This window comes from Comamonas denitrificans (assembly GCF_017368815.1).
In the GTDB taxonomy this organism is placed as follows: Bacteria; Pseudomonadota; Gammaproteobacteria; order Burkholderiales; family Burkholderiaceae_C; genus Comamonas; species Comamonas denitrificans.
In genome coordinates, this window is record NZ_JAFNME010000036.1 from 1 (window position 1) to 23,079 (window position 23,079).

Here is a 23,079-nt window from a genome sequence, read left to right on the forward strand (position 1 = left end):
CAACCACCAACTGCCCCAGTCAGCATTGCACAGCAAAACACCTATGCAGGCCATGAAACAGTGGCATCAAACTCACCCTGAGTTGTTCAATAAGCGACCATATGATCGTCCGGGATGCAACACCTATGGGACAGCTACAAAAGCAAAAGCAAAATCCATTGGATTTGCTGCGGCTCTTTGTATAGCTTGATGACCCAGATTTTCAAAGAAGCCAAACAGCCTTTGCTGAACCGGGATGATCATTTTTTCAAAATACAACCGCTGGGGCCGGAGTATTTGCGACAAATTCTGCAAGACAACCAGCTATGGAGTGCTGAACGCTTGCTGCAATGGTGGTGCTTGTCGGGCGGTATCCCAAAGTATTTGGAATGGCTGCTCAACGCGGGACAAAAGCCTTTTGATACGCTGATCTGCGCATCCTCACCCTTGATCGAAGAAGGCCTGCACCGCCTGGTGGAAGACTTTGGTGCCGAACAGCGCACCTACTTCAGTGTGCTGGCCGCCATCGCCAACGGCTACACCAGCCGCGCACGCATCGAAAATTATCTGGATATGGGCGTAGGCCCGGTATTGGAGAAATTGGAAGCTGAATTTGACATCATCGCCAAACAGCGCCCCATTCATGCCAAAGACAATTCACGCGATGTGCGCTACAGCCTCGTCGATCCATTTCTGCAATTTTGGTTTTACTTTATCCACGCCAACCGCAGTGCGGTGGAAATGGAAAACTACGATTACATCCGCAGCATCATCGCGCGCGATTTTGAAACCTTCTCTGGCAAACAATTAGAGAGCCTGTTTGTCGCGCTGCTCAAGCAGTCAAGTCAATTCAACCGCATCGGCGGCTACTGGGACAACAAGGGCGAACACGAAATCGACATCGTCGCCATCAACGACCTGGAAAAACGCCTGCTGGTGGTTGAAGTCAAACGCCAATTCAAACGCTTCAAACCTGAGCAACTGGCCACCAAAACCGAGCATCTGCTGCAAAAGATCGACTGCGCGGGCTACGCGGTAGAGCAGCGCTGCTTTGCGCTGGACAATCTGGAGCAGGTGTTTGCAGAATTTCAACCCCAAGGCGCACGGCCCATGGTGGAAAGCCAGGGCAGCGCTGTATGAATACCCCGGCAATCCCCCCTTAAAACCCCTCTAGCACCGTCTTGCCGATGCTGGTGCCGCTTTCTTGCAGCACATGGGCCTGGCGCAGATTTTCGGCGGTGATGCGGCCCAGGTGCTGGCGCTGGGTGCTGCGAATGCGGCCCTCATCCACCAGCTTGGCCACGGTGGCCAGCAATTGCCCTTGCACGGGCATGTCGGCGGTCTGGAACAGGGAGCGGGTGAACATCGACTCCCAGTGCAAAGAAATGGATTTTTGCTTCAGCGCGCGAATGTCGATGGCCTGCGGGTCATCAATCAGGGCCAGCCGCCCCTGGGGGGCCAGCAGTTCGACGATGTGGGGGAAGTGCTGATCGGTCTGCGTCAGGCTGGCGACCAGTTCCACCTGGGCCAGCCCGGTTTGCGCGCGCAGCGCCTGGGCCAAAGGCTGGCGATGGTCAATCACATCGTGCGCCCCCAGGTCCCGGCACCACTGCACCGTCTCGGGCCGCGAAGCCGTGGCGATGACGCGCAGTTGGGTCAGTTGCCGGGCCAGTTGAATCAATATGGAGCCAACGCCGCCTGCACCGCCAACAATCAGCAGCGTCTGCCCCGCGCCGCCGCCCTGGGGCACGCCCAGGCGGTCAAACAGCAGCTCCCAGGCGGTGATGGTGGTCAGCGGCAGGGCAGCGGCCTGCGCATCGCTCAGGCTGCGCGGGGCGTGGGCGGCGATGCGGGCATCGACCAATTGCCATTCGCTATTGCTGCCGGGGCGGTTGATGGCACCGGCGTAGTACACGCGGTCCCCCACGGCAAAGCCGCTGGCCTGGGGGCCAAGGGCTTGCACCGTGCCCACGGCATCCCAGCCCAACACGCGGGGCTGGCCAGCGGGCGGCGCGGCGGTGCGGCGCACCTTGGTGTCGATGGGATTGACCGATACGGCCTGCACGCGCACCAGCAAATCGTGCGGGCCGGGGTGCGGCTGGGGCAGTTCAATGTCGTGCAAGGCAGCGGGATCGGTGGCGGGCAGGCAGTGGGTAAAGGCGATGGCTTTCATGGGTTCAACAAGGGGTTGTGTGGCACAAAGAGCGACACTCTAGGCGATTGCGCAAACTTGCATGCACCAAGGCGGTAAAGGCTTGCGCCCCAGCCATAATCGTGCCCCCATGATTTCCCTGAAAAACATCTCCCTGCGCCGGGGCACCAAACTGGTGCTGGACGGTATCTCCACCACCATCCATCCCGGCGAGCACGTCGGCTTGATCGGGCGCAACGGCGCGGGCAAGTCCTCCTTGTTTGCCTTGCTGGCCGGGCGCTTGCACGAAGATGGCGGAGAGTTCTTTATTCCGGCGCAATGGCGCATGGCCGAGGTCGCCCAGCACCTGCCCGATACCGACGAGAGCGCCACCGCTTTTGTGCTGGCTGGCGACACCCGCCTGCAAGCCTTGCAGCAACGCCTGGCCGAAGCCGAAAAAACCGGCGACGGGATGCACATTGCCCAGCTGCACGCCGACTTGCAAGATGCCGGGGCGCACGATGCCACGGCCCGCGCCCAGGCCTTGATTTTGGGGCTGGGCTTCAAGCCCAAGGAGCTGGAGCAGCCGGTCAATAGTTTTTCTGGCGGCTGGCAGATGCGCCTGCAACTGGCGCGGGCCTTGATGTGCCCGTCTGACCTGCTGCTGCTGGACGAGCCCACCAACCACTTGGACTTGGACGCCCTGGTCTGGCTGGAAGCCTGGCTCAAGCGCTACAGCGGCACCCTGGTCATCATCAGCCACGACCGCGAATTTCTGGATGCCACCACCAGCGTCACCCTGCACATTGACCAGGGGCGGCTGACGCGCTACGGCGGCAACTACAGCAAATTTGAAGAGCTGCACGCCCAGCAGCTGGTGCTGCAGCAGGCATCGTTTGAGCGCCAGCAAGAAAAAATCGCTCACCTGCAAAGCTTTATTGACCGCTTCAAGGCCAAGGCCACCAAGGCCAAGCAGGCGCAAAGCCGCGTCAAGCAAATTGAGCGCATGGAAAAAGTCGCGCCCGTACTGGCCAGTGCCGATTTCACCTTTGCTTTTCAAGAGCCGGCCAACCTGCCCAACCCCATGCTGGCCATCAGCGATGCCGCCTTTGGCTACACCAGCGAAGCGGGCACCAGCACCACCATCTTGCAGGGCGTAAGCCGCACCGTGCTGGCCGGGCAGCGCATTGGCATTTTGGGGGCCAACGGCCAGGGCAAATCCACCTTGGTCAAGACCATTGCCCGCGAACTGCAGCCGCTGGCAGGCAAACTGACCGAGGGCAAGGGCCTGCGCATTGGCTACTTTGCCCAGCAAGAGCTGGACGTGCTGCGCCCCGACGAGCACCCGCTGCAGCACATGGTGCGCCTGGCGCGCGACCTGGGGGCCGATGCCCCAGCCGCCAGCCGCGAGCAGGACTTGCGCAACTGGCTGGGCAGCTTTAACTTCAGCGGCGACATGGTCACGCAAAGCGTGGGCAGCATGAGCGGCGGCGAAAAAGCCCGGCTGGTGCTGGCCATGATCGTCTGGCAGCGCCCCAACCTGCTGCTGCTGGACGAGCCCACCAACCACCTCGACCTGCCCACGCGCGAGGCCCTGGCCATGGCGCTGAACGACTTTGACGGCACCGTGCTGCTGGTCAGCCACGACCGGCATTTACTGCGGGCCGTGGCCGATGATTTCTGGCTGGTTGGGCGCGGGCAGGTCGGCACCTTCGACGGCAACTTGGACGACTACCAGCGCTACCTGCTGGACGAATCACGCCGCCTGCGCGAAGCAGCCAAGGCCGCCGATGCTGCGGCCCAGCCTGCACCCGCGGCCACCGCGCCGACCATCGACCCACGCGAAGCGCGCCGCCTGGCCGCCCAGGCCCGCCAAGCACTGGCCGAAAAGACCAAACCGCTGAAAAAAGAGTTGGAAAAAATCGACACCCGCATGGCGCAACTGGGTGCAGAAAAAGCCGCCCTGGAAGAAAAACTGGCCACCCCCCTGCCCCCGGCAGACATTGCCGAAGCGGGCAAACGCCTGAAAGCCGTGGGCGATGAACTCGATGCCAGTGAGGAACGTTGGTTGGAATTGAGCGAAGCCATTGAGCAGCTGACCCAGGCCGCTGAGGCTTGAAACCACCCAAGAAAAGCATAAAAAAATAGCTTTATGCGCTGATAAATAAAGGGTTTTAGGTAGTTTTATACCTGAAACCCTTTTTACATCAAGCGCAAGAAGCTATGTTTTCAATGAGCACAGACTGCGCAGGCCGGAGCTTAGAAACGCGCTTGCAAGCCCAGCGTCACATTGCGGCCCTTGAGCGGGGCCACATTCTTGATGAACGAGGTGTGCGCCAGCCCCAGGCGGTTGGTCAGGTTCTCGCCCTTCAGGTACACGCTCCACGGCGTGCCGTCGATGGCTTTGTACACACTCAGGTTCAACATACCGTAGCCACCAGTGCGGGTTTCATAGGCGGCGGTGCGCGTCTGGCGGGCCACCTGCACCCACTCGGCCTGCCCTTCCCAGCCGTGCCAGCTGGTGTCCAGCCGCACACCGACACGGGCCGCCGGAATGCGTGGCAGAGGGCCGCCGCCATCGGCCAGCTGGGCGCGCACCACATCCCCCCACAGGCCAAGGCCCAGGTGCCGGCCCAGCGCCTGGCGCACCGAAGCTTCCAGGCCGGTGAAACGCGCATCGCGCTGGCTGTACTGCAGCAGTTGCAGGCCGTCGTGCTCATCCAGCGTCTGGCCGTAGATGTAGCCCTGAATGCGGTAGTGGTAGCCATTGAGCTTCCACGTTGTGCGGCCCGCCGTCTTGCCCAGGCCCAGCTCCAGCGCCTGGCTGGTTTCCTTCTTCAGGTTCGGGTTGCCTTTTTCCAGCGTGCTGGTGGCCATGTGCAGGCCGTTGGCGTACAGCTCTTCGGCCGTGGGCATGCGCTGGGCGCGGCTGAACGCGGCGCTGGCCTGGTAGCCCGGCGTAAAGCGCCACACGGCCCCCACCGAGGCCGAGGTGCCGTGGTGCTTGCGCTCTTGTGCCGCATGCTGCGCCTGCACGCGCTGGCGGTCGTGGCGCAGCGCGGCCTGAAAGCGCCAGTCGCCCAGGGTGTATTCCTCCAGCAGGAACAGGCCCAGGCGGCGGGTGTCGGTAGGCTGCACGTAGGCTTCCTCACCATCGGCGCTGAACTGGCGCTGCCCAGTGCTCAGGCCCCACACGCCGCGCCAACCGGCCAGGGGGGCGTGCTGCACCTGCACCCGCACATCGTGGGCCCGGTTGCGAAAGCGGGTGGCGACGGCATCGCCCTCGATCTCATCGTGCCCATAGCGGGTGTGGCTGGCCCGCAGGCGCACGGCTTCGATGCCTTGCAGCGGCGCGTTCCATTGCCCGCGCACATCCCAGCGATGGCTGGTCATGTCCACCACGGGCACGCTGTGGTCATGGTCGTGATCGTGATCGTCGTGGTCATGGTCATCGTGGTCAGCATGGCCATGGCCGCCGCAATGCAGGTGCATGTTCGCGCCCAGCCCGTGGGTATGGCAGTCCTCAAATCCATGCGTGTGGCCGGGCAGCCCGTACTGGGCCTGCTGGCGGGTGTAGGCCAGGCCCAGGTAGCCGGCGCTGCCAATCCACGACAGGCCAATGCTGCCGGTGTCCGTCTCGTTGAAGCTGCCGTCCACCTTGCGCCCGCCCGCCCAGCCGGAACCCACGCGGTAATCCCCCGCACGGCGGCTGGCCCCTTCCACGCGCAGGGCCAGCGGCCCCTTGCCAGCGGTCAGGCCCACCACGCCCGCGCGCTCGTTGGCGGCGCTGCCCCAGCGCAGTTCCGCCGTGCCCTCTAGGCCGTTTTCTGGCAGGGCGGTGGGGATTTTTTGATCCACCACGTTCACCACGCCGCCCACTGCGCCGCCATGCACCAAGGCGGCCGGGCCGCGCAGCACTTCGACCCGCTCGGCCAGCAGCGGCTCGGTCACCACGGCGTGGTCGGGGCTGATGGTGGAGGCATCGTGCAGCTCCATGCCATTGGCCAGCACGCCTACGCGCGGCCCGTCCATGCCGCGAATCACCGGGCGCGAGGCTCCGGCACCAAAGTGGGTGGCCTGGATGCCCGGCTCGCCCGCCAGGCTCTCACCCAGGGTGGCCCCCCGGCGCAGTTGCCACACCTCGCCCTCCAGCACGCTCACCGGCGCGGCCATGTCGTCGGCAGCCAGCGGCAGACCGGTAACGGTCACTTCCGCCAGGGTGGGGGCTGGGGCGGCCTCCTGCGCCTGGGCACTTAGCGCAGCGCACAGCCCAGCGGCCAGGGCGATCGGTGTCAGCACCGGGCGCAAAAAGGGGCGGGCAAGCCCACGGGAAACACGCGCAGCACCAGCGGCTGCCACTGGGGCAGCCATGTTTTGAGCAATCAATGTCATATCAAACTATCGCAATCACAACGCACAGCACGCCCCAGCACGCAGCAGGTGCCTGGGGCATAAGAACGTGTTCACGTTCTAAGAACACGTTCTAAGGGCCATGTCAATACATGGAGAACATGAAGAAAACACGCCGCCACGGCGCAAGCATCTGCTTCAAAAATGCGCACAAAAAAGCACACTAGCCCAATACTGACAAGCGGTGACAGCTATGTTTTCAGGAGAAGTAAGCGGGAAATATGGGCCGTGCGCACCGGCGCTTAGAACGTGTTCACGTTCTTAGGCCCAGTGCTGCGCAGGCGGCGCACGGGCCTGGAACCGCCGCAGCGGTGCGGCTGCTGGCACGGCGTGCGCATGCCATGCCGGGGTGGCGGCCGGAAACGGCTCGGCCCCGTGCCAAACGAACAGGGGCAGGTCATGGCCATCGTGGCCCAGCTGCTCGAACTCCCAGCAGTCGAGCACTGCATGGTGCTGAAACAGCCCAGCCAGCGTGCCCGTGGGCTGCGGCCCGGCCTGCCCCGCCGTGGGCTGGGCCAGTGCCACCACTGGCGGCAAGTGCAGTACGCTGTGCATCCGCCCCAGCATGGGGCCAAGCACCACCAACAGTGCCAGCCAGCAGACCAGCGCACGCGCACGCCAGCCGCCATGGGCTGAAGGGCTGAAACGCAGGGAGGGCAAACGCATGCGGGGCAAAAGATGGTTTTTTACAGAAACCGGCGATTATGGCCGAGCCGATGGGGGGCGGGTGCCTACTCCTGCGGCATCACCATCTCCAGCCAGTCGTACAGGGCACCCAAGATCTCTTCGCCCGCCTCGTCCACGGTTTCCGAGAGAGTGTCGATTTCTTCTGACAACTGCTGCGCCGTGCGGCCCCCGCCCTGGCCGTGCAGCAGCACCTGGGCGCAGTGTTCGCGCCAGCGGGTTTGCTCTTCGGGGCGCAGGGTTTCGGGCCAGTTGCGCGCGCGCCAGCGAAAGACCAGCTCGGGCAGGCGCGGATCGTCAAAACCGGTGTTGTCCACGGCCAGCTCTTGCGGCAGCAGTTCGCGCAGCTGGTTCAGGCGGCGGCGGTCTTGCGCCCCGACAAAGCCGCCGTACAGGTTTTCCTCGGGCAGCACGGGGGTGGCGGCCGTGGCTGGGGCCGAGGCATACACCTGCTGCCACAGGGCGCTCATGTCGGGCAGGTCGCGGGCGATCAGGGCGTGCTGCAGGCAGGCATCCACATCCAGGCCCCAGCGCTGCGCCATCTCGGGGGTGAGGGTTTTGAGGTTGCGCACCACCATGGGCGATTTGTTGATGTGGATGGTCTTCATCGGCAGGCGCGTCACCCCTTCGGGCAGTTCGCTGCTGCGGGTGAACAGGCGCTGGCGCAGGGTGTCGGCATCCAGGCTGCGCAGTTCGCTGGGGTCGGCGCGCAAGTCCCAGGCGATGATTTCGTTTTTGTTCACCGGGTGCTGGGCCAGCGGCCACATCAGGGTGATGCAGCCGCGCTCGGCCGCAATCATGCCGCTGACGTGCAAAAACGGGCGGGCATGGGTGGCGGTAGCAGGCAGGCCCAGCTCTTTTAAAACACCGTCTTTTTTGTGCAGGCCCAAGGCAAAGTCAAACAGCTTGGGCTGCTTTTCCTGAATCAAGCGGGCCAGGGCGATGGTGGCGTGCACATCGCTTAAGGCATCGTGGGCTTTTTCGTGCCACAGGCCGTTGGTGCGGGCCAGGTCTTCCAGTTTGAACGAGGCGCTGCCGTCTTCCTTTTTGGGCCACTGAATGCCTTGTGGGCGCAGGGCATAGACCATGCGCACGACATCCAAAATGTCCCAGCGGCCACAGCCGTTTTGCCATTCGCGGGCGTAGGGGTCGATCAGGTTGCGCCAAAACAGGTGGCGGGTGACTTCATCGTCAAAGCGGATGGTGTTGTAGCCCACGCCGATGGTGCCCGGCTGGCTGAAGGCCGCCTCGATCTGGCGGGCAAAGCTGTCTTCGCTCACGCCCTGGGCCAGGCACTGCTGGGGGGTGAGGCCGGTGATTAAACAGGCCTCGGGGCTGGGCAAATAGTCGGGCGCGGGTTTGCAAAACAGCACCAGCGGTTCGCCAATTTGGCGCAGCTGCAGATCGGTGCGGATGGCGGCAAATTGCGCGGGGCGATCACGGCGTGGATTGGCACCGAAGGTTTCGTAGTCGTGCCACAAGAAAGTGGTTTCAGGCATGGTTGGGCTTGGTTTTGATTTAAAAAAAGGGGTTTACAACAAGGGCGAAAAGAGCCGCGCCACCGCATCGCCCAGCCGCTGGGGCAAGGGTTGCGGGCGGTGTTCAAAGATGCGCTCGGCCTGGGCCAGGTCGCGGCTGAATTGGTCGGCCAGCTGCTGGGCAAACACGGGGGTATAGACCAGGGCGCACACTTCGTAATTCAAACGAAAGCTGCGCGTATCGAAATTGGCGGTGCCCACCATGCCCAGCATGTCATCGACCACCATGGTTTTGGCGTGCAGCATGCGCTTTTGGTAGAGGTACACCTTCACGCCACACTCCAGCAATTCATCAAAATAAGAGCGTGCAGCGCACGTGACTAAAAGGGAATCACTGCGCTCAGGCACCAAAACCCTTACATCTACACCGCGCAGCGCTGCACTGGTAAGAGCAAGCAGGGCCGCCTCGGTCGGCACAAAGTACGGCGTGGCCAGCCACAGGCGCTGGTGTGCGGCGTAGCAGGCATCGACAAACACGCGGTGAATGGCCTCTAGCGGGCTATCGGGGCCCGAGGCCATGATTTGCGCCAGGGCGGGCCCATCGTCCTGCGGGGGCAGCAGGGCGGCAAAGTCCTGCGGCATGGCCGGGTGGCGGTAATCCAGCGCATAGGCCCAGTCTTCTAAAAACACATGCTGCAGCCAGCTGACCACGGGGCCTTGCAGGCGCAGGTGAATGTCGTGGTAGGCGTGACAGGGATCGGCCTGCAGGCGTTTGTCCTCGGTATCGGTGATGTTCACGCCGCCAGTAAAGCCCAGGGTGCCGTCAATCACCACAATTTTGCGGTGGGTGCGAAAGTTGATCACCGGGCGCAGCCGCCGCCCCAGTTTGGGGGGATGAAACAGCGCCACCTCGGCCCCTGCATCCAGCAGCGCCTGGTAATGCCGACGGACTAGGCGTTTGGAGCCCAGGGCATCGACCAGCAAGCGCACCTGCACGCCGGCCTGGGCCCGCTCGGTCAAAGCCTGCAGCACGCGCTGGCCGGTGGTGTCGGGCTCAAAAATGTAGTACTCCAAATGCACATGGTGCTGGGCCTGGCCAATGGCGTGCACGATGGCATCAAAGGTGCGCGCCCCGCCAACGAGCAGCTGCACCTCTTGGGCGGTGGACAGGGGCAGTTGCGTGGCATTGCTGACCAGGCGCACCAATTGCTGCAGCCGCGCAGGCGCTTGGGCTGCGCGGTCGCGCAAATGCGCCAGGCTTTGGCGGCGCATGCGTGCTTTGCGCCGGCTGCGCAAGCGCTTTAACCGCTGGCGGCGAAAGCGCCGGGGGCCAAAAACAAAATACACCAGCAGCCCCACCACCGGCAGCACCGCCATAGACAGCAGCCAACCAATCGTCGCCACCGGTGCCCGGCGTTGCAGCAAAATCCAGGCCCCCACCAGCACCAGGTAGAGCGACCAGATGATCGACAGCGCCAGGGCTAGGTGGCCATTCGCCAGCCACTGCTGCCCAAGGTGCCAAAGTGCTTGTAAAGAAGCCATCAGGTGCAAACAATAAGCGGCTGCCCGCAGGTCATACCGGGGCACCCGCCACGGTCAGATCGTGCAGAAAATCCTGCGCTGCTGCCAGCACCTGCGCCACCTGCTGGCGGTGCGGGTGGTGCGCACAGTCCAGCAGCAGCACCTGCCCATGGGCCACCCCGGCGGCAATGCGCTGGGCAAACTGCGGGCTGCCGTACTCATCGTGCTGACCGTGGATGGCCAGCACCGGGCACGATACCTGCGGCAAGACGGGATCGAGCGACCAGTCGGCAAAGTCCGGGTGCAGCCACACATCCGTCCAGGCGCGAAACACCCAGTCCAGGCGCGGGCCATGCCACTTTTGCAGGCGGGCCCACTGCTGGGGATCGGCAAAAAACCGCTGCGCCGCACGGATGCCCTCCAGCGTCTGCGGCTGCACATAGGCCTGCGCCGATAGGGACAGCACCGCCTGGCATTGCGCCGGATGCGCCGCCGCAATGTGCAGCGCCATCACCGCCCCCACGCTGTGGCCCAGCAGGGCGTAGCGCTCAAGCCCCAGCGCGGCCACCAGGGCCGGAAAGTGCTGCTGCGCCTCGTGCGCGATGAACTGCAGGCTGGGCGCATCGCTGCGCGGGCTGGATTGGCCAAAGCCCAGGCGGTCGTAGGCCAGCACCTCGCGCCCGGTGGCCTGGGCCAGCCGGGCAGGAAAGTCATGCCACTGCCCCACCGACCCCAGCGATTCGTGCAACAGCACGATCGGGCAGGCCGCGCCGCTGGTGACCAACGCGGGCTGCCAGCGTTGCACAAAAACCTGCCCTCCAGGCACATCCACCATGAACGATTGCGTTTGCACAGATTGTCTCCTTCTGTTGTTTTTGGTTGTTTAGGCCAATGGCACCTGCGCCCACACCCGCGCTTGCAATTCCAACGGCAATTCGCTGGCCAAGGCGGTGTGCTCACGCTCGTGGTGGTGCTCAATCACATGGCGCAGGGCGTGGATGGCATCCAGCAAATACAGGCTGGCGCGGCGCTGGGCCAGGGCATCGACCGGGGGTTTGTCCAGCACCAGCTGCAGGCGCTGCGCATAGTCATCGGCCAGCAAGGCGATGCGCTCGTGCTCCAGCAGATACACCTTGGCTGCCCAGCGGGCCCCTTCGGGCACATGGGGCAAGAGTTCTTGGTTTTCGATGCGAATGTGTTCGTCCAAGGCCATGCGCCATTGGGTGAAAACTTCTTTGGCCTGGATGAAGTCGCCGCCCACGATGTCGAGCAAATGGGCGTTCAGCAGGGCTTCGATGCGTTGGTGCTGGTCTTGAAAAAATTGGGACATTGTGAGTAATAAATAGCTTGTACCGCTTGATAAATAAGGCTTTAACGATGATTCATCTTTAAAACTGTTTATATACCTACGAAACCAGCACCTTGATTGATAGCATGCAGAAAAAAAGCCGGTTCCTAAGAACCGGCTTTTATCACAAGGCCCCAAGGCTTAATCCGTGGCAGTGGCCGCAGGCGAAGGGGTTTGCCCCTCAGGGCTGGTTTCGTCGGCGCTTTGGATGTCCAGCAGCACATCGCCCGCACCGTCTTTGGCGGCAGCATCCCAATCCACCGTCAAGCGCCCACCGCGCACCAAGCCGCCAAAAAGCAGCTCATCGGCCAGCGCCTTGCGGATGGTGTCCTGAATCAGGCGCTGCATGGGCCGTGCGCCCATGAGAGGGTCAAAGCCCTTGGCCGCCAGGTGCTTGCGCAGGGTGTCGGTAAAGGTGACTTCCACCTTTTTCTCGGCCAGCTGCTGCTCCAGTTGCAGCAGGAATTTATCAACCACGCGCAGGATGATCTGCTCATCCAGCGGCTTGAAGCTGACCGTGGCATCCAGCCGGTTGCGGAACTCGGGCGTGAACAGGCGCTTGATGTCGGCCATCTCATCGCCTGCCTGGCGCTGGGTGGTAAAGCCAATCACGGCCTTGTTCATCGCCTCGGCCCCCGCGTTGGTGGTCATGATGATGATGACGTTGCGGAAATCGGCCTTGCGCCCGTTGTTGTCGGTCAGCGTGCCGTGGTCCATCACCTGCAGCAGCACGTTGAAAATGTCCGGGTGGGCTTTTTCGATTTCGTCCAGCAGCAGCACGCAGTGCGGCTTTTTGGTGATGGCCTCGGTCAGCAGGCCGCCTTGGTCGTAGCCCACATAGCCGGGGGGCGCACCAATCAGGCGGCTGACCGCGTGGCGCTCCATGTATTCCGACATGTCAAAGCGCACCAAGTCCACGCCCAAGATGTAGGCCAGCTGTTTGGCCGCCTCGGTCTTGCCCACGCCCGTGGGGCCGCTGAAGAGGAAGCTGCCAATGGGCTTTTCCGGCTTGCCCAGGCCCGAGCGGGCCATTTTCACGGCACTGGCCAGCACTTCCAGCGCCTTGTCCTGGCCGAAAACGACGCTCTTCAAGTCACGCTCCAGCGTTTGCAGCTTGCTGCGATCGTCCTGCGAGACGTTGGCCGGGGGAATGCGGGCAATCTTGGCGATGATGTTTTCGATGTCCACGCGCTCGATGCAGGCTTTGCGCTCTTCGAGCGTGCGGATGCGCTGGGCGGCACCGGCTTCGTCAATCACGTCAATTGCCTTGTCGGGCAGCTGGCGGTCGTTGATGTATTTGGCCGACAGCTCGGCCGCGGCCTGCAGCGCCTCGGGGGCGTAGGCAATGCCGTGGTGCTCTTCAAAGCGGGTTTTCAGGCCTTTGAGAATTTCCACGGTTTCAGGCACGCTGGGCTCGACCACATCGACTTTTTGAAAGCGCCGCGACAAAGCGGAGTCTTTTTCAAAAATACCCCGGTACTCGGTGAAGGTGGTGGCACCAATGCACTTGAGCTGGCCGCTGGACAGCGCCGGCTTGAGCAGATTGCTGGCATCCAGCGTGCCGCCCGAGGCAGCACCGGCCCCGATCAGGGTGTGGATTTCGTCGATGAACAAAATCGCGTTGGGTTTGTCCTTGAGGGTTTTGATCACGCCTTTTAAGCGCTGCTCAAAATCGCCCCGGTATTTGGTCCCGGCCAACAGCGCGCCCATGTCCAGCGAATACACCGTGGCCTCTTCCAGCACTTCGGGCACTTTGCCTTCGGTGATGCGCCAGGCCAGGCCCTCGGCAATCGCCGTTTTGCCCACGCCAGCCTCACCAACCAGCAGCGGGTTGTTTTTGCGGCGGCGGCACAGGATTTGGATGGTGCGCTCCACCTCGTAATCGCGGCCAATGAGCGGGTCGATCTTGCCCTCGCGGGCGGCCTGGTTGAGATTTAGCGTGTACTGCTCCAGCGGCGAGGCTTTTTCGCTGCGCTCGTTGCCGCCCTCCTCGCTCTCGGCCGGGTTGTCGGCTTTGGCCGGTTCGTTTTGGTCGGTTTTGCGGATGCCATGGGCAATAAAGTTCACCACATCCAGCCGCGTTACGCCCTGCTGGTGCAGGTAGTACACGGCGTGCGAGTCTTTCTCGCCAAAAATGGCCACCAGCACATTCGCGCCAGTAACTTCCTTCTTGCCGTTGCCGGTGGACTGCACGTGCATGATGGCGCGTTGAATCACCCGCTGAAAGCCCAAGGTGGGTTGGGTATCAACCTCCTCGGTACCGCTAATTTGTGGGGTGTTGTCTTTGATGAAATTGGTCAGCGAACCGCGCAAATCGTCCAGATTGGCGGCGCAGGCCCGCAGCACTTCGGAGGCGCTGGGGTTGTCCAAGAGCGCCAGCAGCAGGTGCTCGACGGTAATAAATTCGTGGCGTTGCTGTCTGGCTTCTACGAAGGCCATGTGCAAGCTTACTTCCAGTTCTTGTGCAATCATTTTGCTTACTCCTTTGCGCTTGCGGATGGTATCAATGCCTTGAAAGACTTAATGGTTAAGACGCATATAAGGGCGGTGAAGTTTCATTCAACCGGTTCGCTCACCGCTTGCAGCGGATGGCCGGCATGTTGGGCGGCCATGAGCACTTGTTCGACCTTGGTATTGGCAACGTCGCGCGAGTACACGCCACAGATGCCGCGGCCGTCGAGGTGAATTTTCAGCATGATGCGGGTTGCCTCCTCTCGGTCTTTGCCAAACAGCTCTTGCAACACGTCAATGACAAACTCCATGGGCGTGAAATCGTCATTGAGCAAAACCACTTGAAACATCGGCGGCGGCTGCACTTGAAGCGTTTGGCGCTCCAACACGACGGAGTCGCTGCCCTCCTCCTTGGGAGGAAAAAACTCCGGCTTCTTCGGCGTGTAGGGGGGGTTACGGGTTGCCATATTGAAAATTCATTCTAGCCAGCCGCCTTCAGGGTAAGGCCAGCATTAAGAGGATAAAAACCTAGGTTTAACCAGTAAAAAAACGGGGGAGAAAGAAAATACGGGCGCTTTTAACGCCACACCACTTGGCAAGCGCTGCTGCCCACCACGCTGCGCCAATCGGCCAAGGCGGCATCGCTGGGATAAAAAACGTGCTCGGGGCCAAAGTCCAGCTCCACTTCGGCCTGGCCATCGGCCCCTTGGCACTGCACCACTATGCGCAGGCGCAGCCCTCGGGCCAAGGTGGAGCCATCTTGGCCTACTTCAAGCGGGGCGGGGTAGGTTTGCAGCAAGCGGGCAATGGCCGGGGCCAGTTCTATGTGCGCAGGGGCCTGCACTTGCCAGTAGCGGGCCAGGCGGCTGCGGGCATCGGCCAGGCTCCAGACCTGGGTGGCCTTGATGCGCAGTCCACCGCTGAAGTGGTCGTGCTGCACCTTGCCTTGCAGCACCACAAACTCGTCGTCCTTGAGCACATCTTTGGCCGCGGCCAAGGTGGCCTCATCCACCGAGGCCTCTAGCGTGGCGCTTTTATCGTCCAGCTTGAACAAGCACAGCTTGCCGCGCTGGCCGTTGATCACCCGCAGGTCACTGACGATGCCAGCCAGCAGTTGCGGCTCGCGGCTATCGGCCAAATCGGCCAGGGGGGTGCGGATAAATTGCCGCACCTCGCTTTCCACCTCATCAAACAAATGGCCGGAGAGGTAAAAGCCCACGGCCGTTTTCTCTTGCATCAAACGCTCTTTGATCCCCCAGGGAAGCGTCTGGGGCAACTCAGGCGCTTGGCTGCTGGCCCCTTGGGCATCGTCGCCCATCATGTCAAACAGCCCCCCTTGGTGGGCGTTGGCCCATTGGGCGTTGGCAAATTCAAAAGCGGCATCTGTGGCGGCCATCAACGCAGCGCGGTTGCGCTCAATGCTGTCAAAAGCACCGGCTTTGATCAAAGCTTCCAGGGTGCGTTTGTTGAGCTTGGCGCGGTCCACCCGGGTGCAAAAATCCCATAGGCTTTTAAACGGCCCTTGCACATGGCCTTGGGGGCCAGGGCCTTGGCCATTGCGGGCGGCAATGATGGCTTCAATGGCCGCTTGCCCCGAGCCCTTGATGGCCCCCAGGCCGTAGCGAATGACTTTGTCCGTCACCGGCTCAAAGCGGTAGCCGCCCCGATTCACATCCGGCGGCTCAAACGTCAGGCCCATTTTCAAAGCATCTTCGTGCAGGACTTTGAGCTTGTCGGTGTTGTCCATCTCCACGGTCATGTTGCCGCAGAAAAACTCGGCCGTGTAATGCACCTTGATCCACGCCGTGTGATAGGCCAGCAGCGAATACGCCGCCGCGTGCGATTTGTTAAAACCGTAGCCAGCAAACTTTTCCATGAGGTCAAACACCTCATCGGCCTTCTCCGGGGGGATGCCCTGCTTGCCCGCCCCTTCGCGAAACAGCAGGCGGTGCTGGGCCATCTCTTCGGGTTTTTTCTTGCCCATGGCGCGGCGCAGCAAGTCGGCCCCGCCCAGGCTGTAGCCGCCCAGCACCTGCGCGGTTTGCATCACCTGCTCTTGGTAAACCATGATGCCGTAGGTCTCGGCCAGCACTTTTTCGACCAATGGATGCGGGTACTCAATCACCTCGGTACCGTGCTTGCGGGCCACGAAGGAGGGGATCAGGTCCATTGGCCCTGGGCGGTACAAAGCGTTCAGGGCAATCAGGTCTTCCAGGCGGCTGGGGCGGGCCTCTTTGAGCATGCCCTGCATACCGCGCGATTCAAACTGGAAGACGGCCTCGGTCTTGCCCTCCTGGAACAGCTTGTAGGTGGGCCAGTCGTCCAGGGGAATGTCTTCAAATTTGAAGTTTTCCTGCCCCTTGTGGCGTTTTTGGATGAATTCGCGGGCAATTTCCAAAATAGTCAGTGTGGCCAGGCCCAAAAAGTCAAACTTCACCAGGCCGATCTGCTCCACATCGTCCTTATCAAACATGGACACCGCCGAGTCGCTGCCCGGCTGCTGGTACAGCGGGCAAAAATCGGTCAGCTTGCCCGGCGCAATCACCACGCCACCGGCGTGCATGCCGATGTTGCGCGTCATGCCCTCAAGCTTTTGCGCCATTTCGATCAGGTTTTTAACGTCTTCTTCGCGCTCCAGGCGCTCGGCCAATATCGGCTCGGCTTGCAGGGCATAGGTGTATTTGTCGCCCTCTTTGGGCGGATTGGGCGGGTAGCGCAGCGTGACGTGCAGGCCCGGCTTATTCGGAATGAGCTTGGAGATGCCATCGCAAAAGCCATAGCTCATGTCCATCACCCGCCCCACATCGCGAATCACCGCCCGCGCCGCCATGGTGCCAAAGGTGGCAATCTGGCTGACGGCATTGCGGCCATAGCGCTCTTTGACGTACTCAATCACCCGATCGCGGTTGGCCTGGCAAAAGTCCACGTCAAAGTCGGGCATGGAGACGCGCTCGGGGTTCAAAAAGCGCTCGAACAGCAAGTTGTAGTGAATCGGATCCAGGTCGGTAATCTTCAGCACATACGCCACCAGCGACCCCGCCCCCGAACCGCGCCCTGGGCCCACCGGGCAGCCGTTGTTCTTGGCCCAGTTGATAAAGTCGGCCACGATCAAAAAGTAGCCGGGAAAGCCCATTTTCAAAATAATGCCCAGCTCAAACTCCAGCCGCTCCAAATACTTGGGCCGTTGGGCATCCCGCTGGGCCGTATCGGGGTAGAGCTGGGCCAGGCGCTCTTCCAGGCCGTTGAGCGACTCTTGGCGAAAAAAGTCCTCCGGGGTCATCCCTGGCGGCACCGGAAAATCGGGCAGAAAGTTTTTTCCTAGCGTTAGGCTCAAGCTACACCGGCGTGCAATCTCTAAAGTATTCTCTAATGCAGAAGGAATATCCGCAAACAGCTCCTGCATTTGTAGCGAATTTTTAAAATACTGCTCCTGGGTAAAGCGGCGCGGGCGCTTGGCATTGGCCAGCACCTCGCCCTCGGCAATGCACACCCGCGCTTCGTGGGCTTGAAAGTCGTCCGGCCGCAAAAACTGGATCGGCTGGGTGGCCACCACCGGCAATTGCAGCCGCGCGGCCAGCTCTACCGTCTGGGCGACCAGCGCCTCGTCTTCGGCACGGCCAGCGCGTTGCAACTCCAAATAAAAGCGGTGCGGAAACATTTCGGCCAACGCCAGCGCATGGCGGCTGGCCGTGGCCGCGTCCCCGCGCAGCAAGGCCTGGCCCACCAGGCCGGTATGGGCACCCGACAGCACGATCAGGCCCGCGTGCAGCTCTTGCAACCACGCCCAGGCAACCTGGGCCTGGGTTTGGGTTTTGCCCAGCGGCTGTGTCCAGGCACGGGCCAAGATTTCGGACAGGTTCAAATACCCTTGGTGGTTTTGCACCAGTACCAGCAAGCGGCTTTCGCCCTCATCGCCCTGGGGCTGCATCACCAGCTCGGCCCCCAGCACGGGTTTGACCCCTTTGCTGCGGGCGCTTTTATAGAACTTCAAGCCGCCAAAGAGATTATTCAAATCGGTAATGGCCAAGGCGGGCTGCCCATCGGCCTGGGCAGCTTTTAAAACATCATCGATACGGCAGGTTCCGTCCACGACGGAAAACTCAGTGTGCAGGCGCAGGTGAACAAACATAGGGGCGCCATTGTAGAGAATGGCCCTGCAATCTCTGCTCAGGAGGGCTCAGATAGGCCGCTACAATGCAAGCCGCTTGGCCGCGCCCTCTGACCAGCGCAGATTAATAGGGCAGGCATTTTTTCGATTGATTTGAAAGCTGCACCCATGCTGCGTTTTGCACGCCCTGCTCTTGTGACCACTTTGGCCCTGGCCGGCTTGTTGGCTGGCTGTTCTACCGTCGAAGAGGATAAAACCGCCAACTGGACACCCGAGCGCATCTACACCGAAGCACGCGATGAAGCCCAGGGCGGTGGCTACGAACAAGCCGTGCCCCTGTTCGAAAAACTCGAGGGCCGCGCCGCCGGGACCCCTTTGGCCCAGCAGGCCCAGCTGGAAAAAGCCTACGCCCAGTACAAATCGGGCGAAAAAGCCCAGGCTGTGGCCACGCTGGATCGCTTCATGAAGCTGCACCCCAGCAGCCCGGCGTACGACTACGCGCTGTACCTCAAGGGCATTACCAACTTCAACGACAACCTGGGCCTGTTTGCCTGGCTGTCGCGCCAGGATTTGTCAGAGCGCGACCAAAAAGCGGCCAAAGAATCGTACGAATCTTTCTACGAACTGACCCAGCGCTTTCCCAACTCGCGCTACGCACCCGATGCCCTGCAACGCATGACCTACATCATCAACTCGCTGGCGCAGTACGAAGTCCACGTGGCCCGCTACTACTACCAGCGTGGTGCCTATGTAGCGGCCATTGCCCGGGCACAAACGGCTTTGTCGGAATACCAAGGGGTGCCGGCCAGCCAAGAGGCGTTGAAAATTTTGGTCAAGTCCTACGACCAACTGGGCATGCACGATCTGCGTGACGATACCCAGCGCGTGCTGGAGACCAACTTCCCCGGAACCAGCAAAGACTCACCGCTGCTGAAAAGCCAAAATCCCTGGTGGAAACTTTGGTAAGCCTCAGGCCGCAGGGGCTGTTTTTAATAAAAATTGGCCAATTCCGGCAGTTGCAGCAATGCGGCATGGTGGCCAGCCTCGATGGCCTCTTCGGCACGGTGAAAATCCAGCAAACCCAAATGGGCCAAGCGCGGGGTGATCAGCACCTCGGGCGGGTCACCTGCCAAGCGGCTGCGGCTAATGCGCATTTGCATGATGTTGATGCTGTTGAGCCCAACATCCAGCACCGATGGCATTTGCGCCGTGCTGGCCGCCACCGCGGGCAGCGACTCTTCTTCTGCGGTTTTCTCAAAGCGCAACGGATGCCAGCGGCTCAGCCACGACGATGGTGTGGCGGCGGTTTCCTCCGCATCCACCACCGGCAAGGCCTGGCGGCGGCGCATGATATCGGCATTCAAATCCACGGCAATCACCACATCGGCCCCCAGGGCACGGGCCACCGAGACCGGCACCGGATTGACCAGCCCGCCATCCACCAACCAGCGCCCTTGCGTGGCCACCGGCGTAAACAAGCCCGGTAGCGCGATGGAGGCCCGCACAGCATCGACCAAGGGGCCACGGCGCAGCCAGACTTCAGCCCCGGTGTATAGATCGGTGCTGACGGCGGCAAACGGCAGCTGGCACTCTTCGATGGTGGTGCGGCCAAAATAGTGCTGCATGGACTTCATCAACCGATCGCCTTTGAGGATGCCGCCCGACCAGCGAAAGTCCATAAACTGAAAAATCTTGCGCCGGTCCAGCGCCAAAATCCAATCGGTAAAGCGATCAATTTCTTTGGCGGCGTACACCGCGGCAATCAGTGCGCCAACTGAGGAGCCACACACAATATCGGGCCGCACCCCGGCTTCTTGCAAAGCTTTTAAAACCCCTAAGTGCGCCCAGCCCCGCGCCGAGCCGCTGCCCAGAACCAAACCGATTTTCGGGCTGCGACGGGAGGCTGGGGGCATGGCTTGATCTCCTTGGAGCGAATGCGGTTTTCAGGGGGCTGGCGCGGCAGGGGCTTGCAGCCGCGCCAGCATGGCCGCTTCGTCCAGCACGGGCACGCCCAGCTCCTGGGCCTTGGCAAGTTTGCTACCGGCATCGGCCCCGGCCACGACAAAACTGGTTTTCTTGCTGACGGAACCAGCCACTTTGGCACCGGCCGCTTCCAGCAGCGCTTTGGCGGCATCGCGGCCCAAGGTTGGCAAGGTGCCGGTGATCACCACCGTCAGCCCCGCCAAGGCTTGGGTGTGCTGCGGCTGGCCTGGCCCCTGCGGCCAGTGCACACCGGCGGCTTGCAAATCGGCCAGCACTTGGCGGTTGTGCGGCTCGGCCAAAAAACGGTGGATGCTGTGGGCCACGATGGGGCCAACGTCGGGCACGTGCAGCAAATCGTCTTCGCTGGCGGCCAGCAAGGCATCCAAATCACCAAAATGGCGGGCCAGCTCTTTGGCTGTGGCTTCGCCCACATGGCGAATACCCAGGGCAAAAATAAAGCGGGCCAAGGTGGTGGTTTTGGAGCGCTCCAGCGCGGCCAGGATATTGAGCGCCGATTTTTCGCCCATGCGCTCTAAGCTGGACAGGGTTGCCACATCCAAGCGGTACAAATCGGGCAGGCTGTGGATGAAATGGCCATCGATCAATTGATCGACCAGCTTCTCGCCCAGCCCTTCGATGTCCATGGCGCGGCGGGCGGCAAAGTGCAACAGGGCCTCTTTGCGCTGGGCGCTGCAAAACAGGCCGCCGGTGCAGCGGTGGTTGGCCTCGCCCTTTTCGCGCTCGACCACACTGGCGCAAATGGGGCAGTGTGCAGGCATGCGAAAGTTGGGCACATAGGCCGGGCGGGGCTGGACGATGCGGCCAACCACTTCGGGGATGACATCGCCGGCGCGGCGCACGATGACGGTATCGCCCACGCGCACGCCTTTTTTACGGATTTCAAACAGGTTGTGCAGCGTGGCGTTGGTGACGGTCACGCCGCCCACGCTGACCGGCTCCAGCCGCGCCACGGGGGTGAGTTTGCCGGTGCGGCCCACTTGCACATCCATGCCCAAGAGCACGGTGGGCATCTCTTGCGCCGGGTATTTGTGCGCCACGGCCCAGCGCGGCTCGCGGGTGATAAAGCCCAGTTGCTGCTGCAGCGCCAGGGCATTGACTTTGTAAACCACGCCATCAATCTCATAGGGCAGGCGGCTGCGCTCTTGCCCCAGGCGCTCGTGAAACGCCACCAATTCAATAGCACCTTGCGCAATACTGACCTGCCCTGCCACCGGAAAACCCCAGTTTTTTAATTGCTGCAACAGCGCGTAGTGGGTGGCAAACTGCGGCCCGCCCTGGGCGGGCGGGGTGACGGCCCCGATGCCATAGGCAAAAAACGACAAGGGCCGCTGCATGGCGATGTGCGAATCGAGCTGGCGCACCGACCCGGCGGCCGCATTGCGCGGGTTGGCAAAGCGCTTGGCCCCGGCGGCCTCTTGCTGGGCGTTGAGGCGCTCAAAATCGGCGCGGCGCATGTATACCTCGCCCCGCACTTCCAGCACGGGCGGGGCGCTGGCGGGCAATTGCAGGGGAATTTGCCGAATGGTGCGGATGTTGTGCGTGACATCTTCGCCCACCTCGCCATCGCCGCGCGTGGCCGCTTGCACCAGGCGGCCGGCTTCGTAGCGCAGGCTCATGGCCAGGCCGTCGAACTTGGGCTCAGCCACGTACTCGATGGGGGGGTCTGATTCTGTCAGCCCCAATTCCCGGCGCATGCGGGCATCAAAGGCCTGCGCCCCGGCCGCGGTGGTGTCGGTTTCGGTGCGGATGCTGAGCATGGGCACAGCGTGGCGCACGGGGGCCAGGCCGTCGCGCACCGCACCAATCACGCGCTGGGTGGGGGACTCGGGGGTGATGAGCTGGGGGTACACCTCTTCCAGCGCTTGCAGCTGTTGAAACACGCGGTCGTACTCGCCATCGGGCACGCTGGGGGCATCGAGCACATAGTATTCATGCGCCCATTGCAGCAATTGCTGGCGCAGGGTTTGCACTTTATCAACTACGCTTTTAGGAGCTTCTTGCGCTTTGATTGATTGGTTTTCTAAGCCAAATAAGTCTAAATTCGCTGTCATACGTACGCAACAAGCTCTGAAATATAAAGTATCAACTGAACAAGCGCCGGGCCAAGGGCGAGCCTGCGGCAAAGTCTCGGGCGCTCAACGCGGCGTACAAGCCACTCAGATCCACCCCGATTTGCTCCAGCATGGGCAGCGGCAAGGGGTTGCCATCGGGGTCGCACAGCACCCCGTCCATGGCCACGCCCAGGCGCTGCAGCACCTCGCACAGGCGCTCGAACGGGGCTTGGGTTTGCGCCACTTGGGGCACATCCAAGCTAAGCAGCACGTCGTACACGGCGGTGCGGTCCAGGTCTTCGGCCTGGGCGGCTTGGGCATCAAAGGCCAAGGTCAATAGCGGGGGCAAGCCCGGTTCAGCGGCGGGCAGCACCATGCGCCCTGGCATCGCCGCCGGCACAAAGCCCAACGCTCCTGCGTGCTGGGCGATATAGCCGGGGCTCCAGGCCGCCCGGGTGGGGCGCAGCATAAAGTTCAGTTGCGCATCGTGCTGGCTGGCAAATTGGTCCAGCTCGCGGGCGCGAAAGACTTCGTGCAGCATGTCGGGCAGCTCCACGCCAACGTTCAGGCTGTCGGCAAAGGTTTGCACTTTGGCGACAAATTCGGAAAACTCAATCTCATTGAGCGCGCCCAGCCGGTTGGCCAACTGCACCCCGGCTTGCAACTGGTCGTAGCGCTGACCGGCACGCACGATTTCCCACTGGCCGCTGAGCAGATTGCGCCCCTCCACTTGAAACAGCTTGCTGCCTGCGCGGCGGGTGGTGGGCTGCGCTTGCAAGATGGCCTCTCCGGCCAGGGGCTGCTCCAAGGGCAGTTGGGCAATGGCATCCAGCAGGGCATCCAGCTGCGGGCGGGTGGCGGCAGGCAACACCCCAGACCCAGCAGGCGTGGCCGAGGGGGCCGCCGGGTTGGGG

16 protein-coding genes and 1 pseudogene are annotated in these 23,079 nt (G+C 62.1%); 4 read left to right on the plus strand and 13 right to left on the minus strand.

What is annotated here, in order from left to right; translation table 11 throughout:
* A pseudogene (locus J1777_RS12565) lies at positions 1-190 on the plus strand (hypothetical protein); the annotation flags it as partial.
* Entirely contained in the window at positions 190-1,119 is a 930-nt protein-coding gene (locus J1777_RS12570; protein ID WP_207576042.1) for an ATP-binding protein, read from the plus strand. The pseudogene J1777_RS12565 and the gene J1777_RS12570, both read left to right, overlap by 1 nt.
* A 19-nt stretch (positions 1,120-1,138) precedes the next feature.
* On the opposite strand, the gene J1777_RS12575 is transcribed toward J1777_RS12570, so the two are convergent.
* Positions 1,139-2,152, minus strand: coding sequence for a zinc-binding alcohol dehydrogenase family protein (locus J1777_RS12575; RefSeq protein WP_207576043.1), 1,014 nt, complete (start codon positions 2,150-2,152; stop codon positions 1,139-1,141).
* 109 nt (positions 2,153-2,261) lie between these two features.
* Between J1777_RS12575 and J1777_RS12580 the strand changes: the two genes are divergently transcribed.
* Entirely contained in the window at positions 2,262-4,229 is a 1,968-nt protein-coding gene (locus J1777_RS12580; RefSeq protein ID WP_207576044.1) for an ABC-F family ATP-binding cassette domain-containing protein, read from the plus strand.
* Between the two features lie 140 nt (positions 4,230-4,369).
* On the opposite strand, the gene J1777_RS12585 is transcribed toward J1777_RS12580, so the two are convergent.
* From J1777_RS12585 to dnaE, 9 genes are all read right to left on the minus strand, one after another.
* Positions 4,370-6,502 carry a TonB-dependent receptor domain-containing protein gene (locus tag J1777_RS12585; protein ID WP_242700530.1) on the minus strand — a complete coding sequence of 711 codons (2,133 nt, stop codon included), beginning with the start codon at positions 6,500-6,502 and terminating at the stop codon, positions 4,370-4,372.
* Between the two features lie 279 nt (positions 6,503-6,781).
* Positions 6,782-7,186, minus strand: coding sequence for a hypothetical protein (locus tag J1777_RS12590; RefSeq protein WP_207576045.1), 405 nt, complete (start codon positions 7,184-7,186; stop codon positions 6,782-6,784).
* Positions 7,187-7,251: 65 nt separating this feature from the next.
* Entirely contained in the window at positions 7,252-8,703 is a 1,452-nt protein-coding gene (sbcB, locus tag J1777_RS12595) for an exodeoxyribonuclease I (RefSeq protein WP_207576046.1), read from the minus strand.
* 33 nt (positions 8,704-8,736) lie between these two features.
* On the minus strand, positions 8,737-10,224 hold the full coding sequence (cls, locus tag J1777_RS12600; protein ID WP_207576047.1) for a cardiolipin synthase: 1,488 nt from the start codon (positions 10,222-10,224) through the stop codon (positions 8,737-8,739).
* A gap of 31 nt (positions 10,225-10,255) precedes the next feature.
* Complete coding sequence (locus tag J1777_RS12605) at positions 10,256-11,056, minus strand: alpha/beta fold hydrolase (protein WP_341352960.1); 801 nt, start codon at positions 11,054-11,056, stop codon at positions 10,256-10,258.
* A gap of 30 nt (positions 11,057-11,086) precedes the next feature.
* Positions 11,087-11,533, minus strand: coding sequence for a hypothetical protein (locus tag J1777_RS12610; protein ID WP_207576048.1), 447 nt, complete (start codon positions 11,531-11,533; stop codon positions 11,087-11,089).
* Positions 11,534-11,692: 159 nt separating this feature from the next.
* The gene (clpA, locus tag J1777_RS12615; RefSeq protein ID WP_207576049.1) at positions 11,693-14,023 is read right to left on the minus strand and encodes an ATP-dependent Clp protease ATP-binding subunit ClpA; all 2,331 of its coding nucleotides are present in this window, start codon (positions 14,021-14,023) and stop codon (positions 11,693-11,695) included.
* Between the two features lie 83 nt (positions 14,024-14,106).
* Entirely contained in the window at positions 14,107-14,469 is a 363-nt protein-coding gene (gene clpS, locus J1777_RS12620) for an ATP-dependent Clp protease adapter ClpS (protein ID WP_207576050.1), read from the minus strand.
* A 110-nt stretch (positions 14,470-14,579) separates the two neighbouring features.
* The gene (gene dnaE / locus J1777_RS12625) at positions 14,580-18,131 is read right to left on the minus strand and encodes a DNA polymerase III subunit alpha (RefSeq protein WP_207576051.1); all 3,552 of its coding nucleotides are present in this window, start codon (positions 18,129-18,131) and stop codon (positions 14,580-14,582) included.
* 147 nt (positions 18,132-18,278) lie between these two features.
* On the opposite strand from dnaE, the gene J1777_RS12630 reads away from it, so the two are divergent.
* On the plus strand, positions 18,279-19,076 hold the full coding sequence (locus J1777_RS12630; protein WP_207576052.1) for an outer membrane protein assembly factor BamD: 798 nt from the start codon (positions 18,279-18,281) through the stop codon (positions 19,074-19,076).
* 23 nt (positions 19,077-19,099) lie between these two features.
* Here the strand turns inward: J1777_RS12630 and rssA are convergent, their stop codons facing one another.
* From rssA to J1777_RS12645, 3 genes are all read right to left on the minus strand, one after another.
* Positions 19,100-20,023, minus strand: coding sequence for a patatin-like phospholipase RssA (rssA, locus tag J1777_RS12635; protein WP_207576053.1), 924 nt, complete (start codon positions 20,021-20,023; stop codon positions 19,100-19,102).
* 30 nt (positions 20,024-20,053) lie between these two features.
* Complete coding sequence (ligA, locus tag J1777_RS12640) at positions 20,054-22,165, minus strand: NAD-dependent DNA ligase LigA (RefSeq protein WP_207576054.1); 2,112 nt, start codon at positions 22,163-22,165, stop codon at positions 20,054-20,056.
* A 31-nt stretch (positions 22,166-22,196) separates the two neighbouring features.
* Positions 22,197-23,079 (minus strand): cell division protein FtsZ (locus J1777_RS12645; RefSeq protein ID WP_207576055.1); only part of this gene is annotated, 883 nt, incomplete at its 5' end.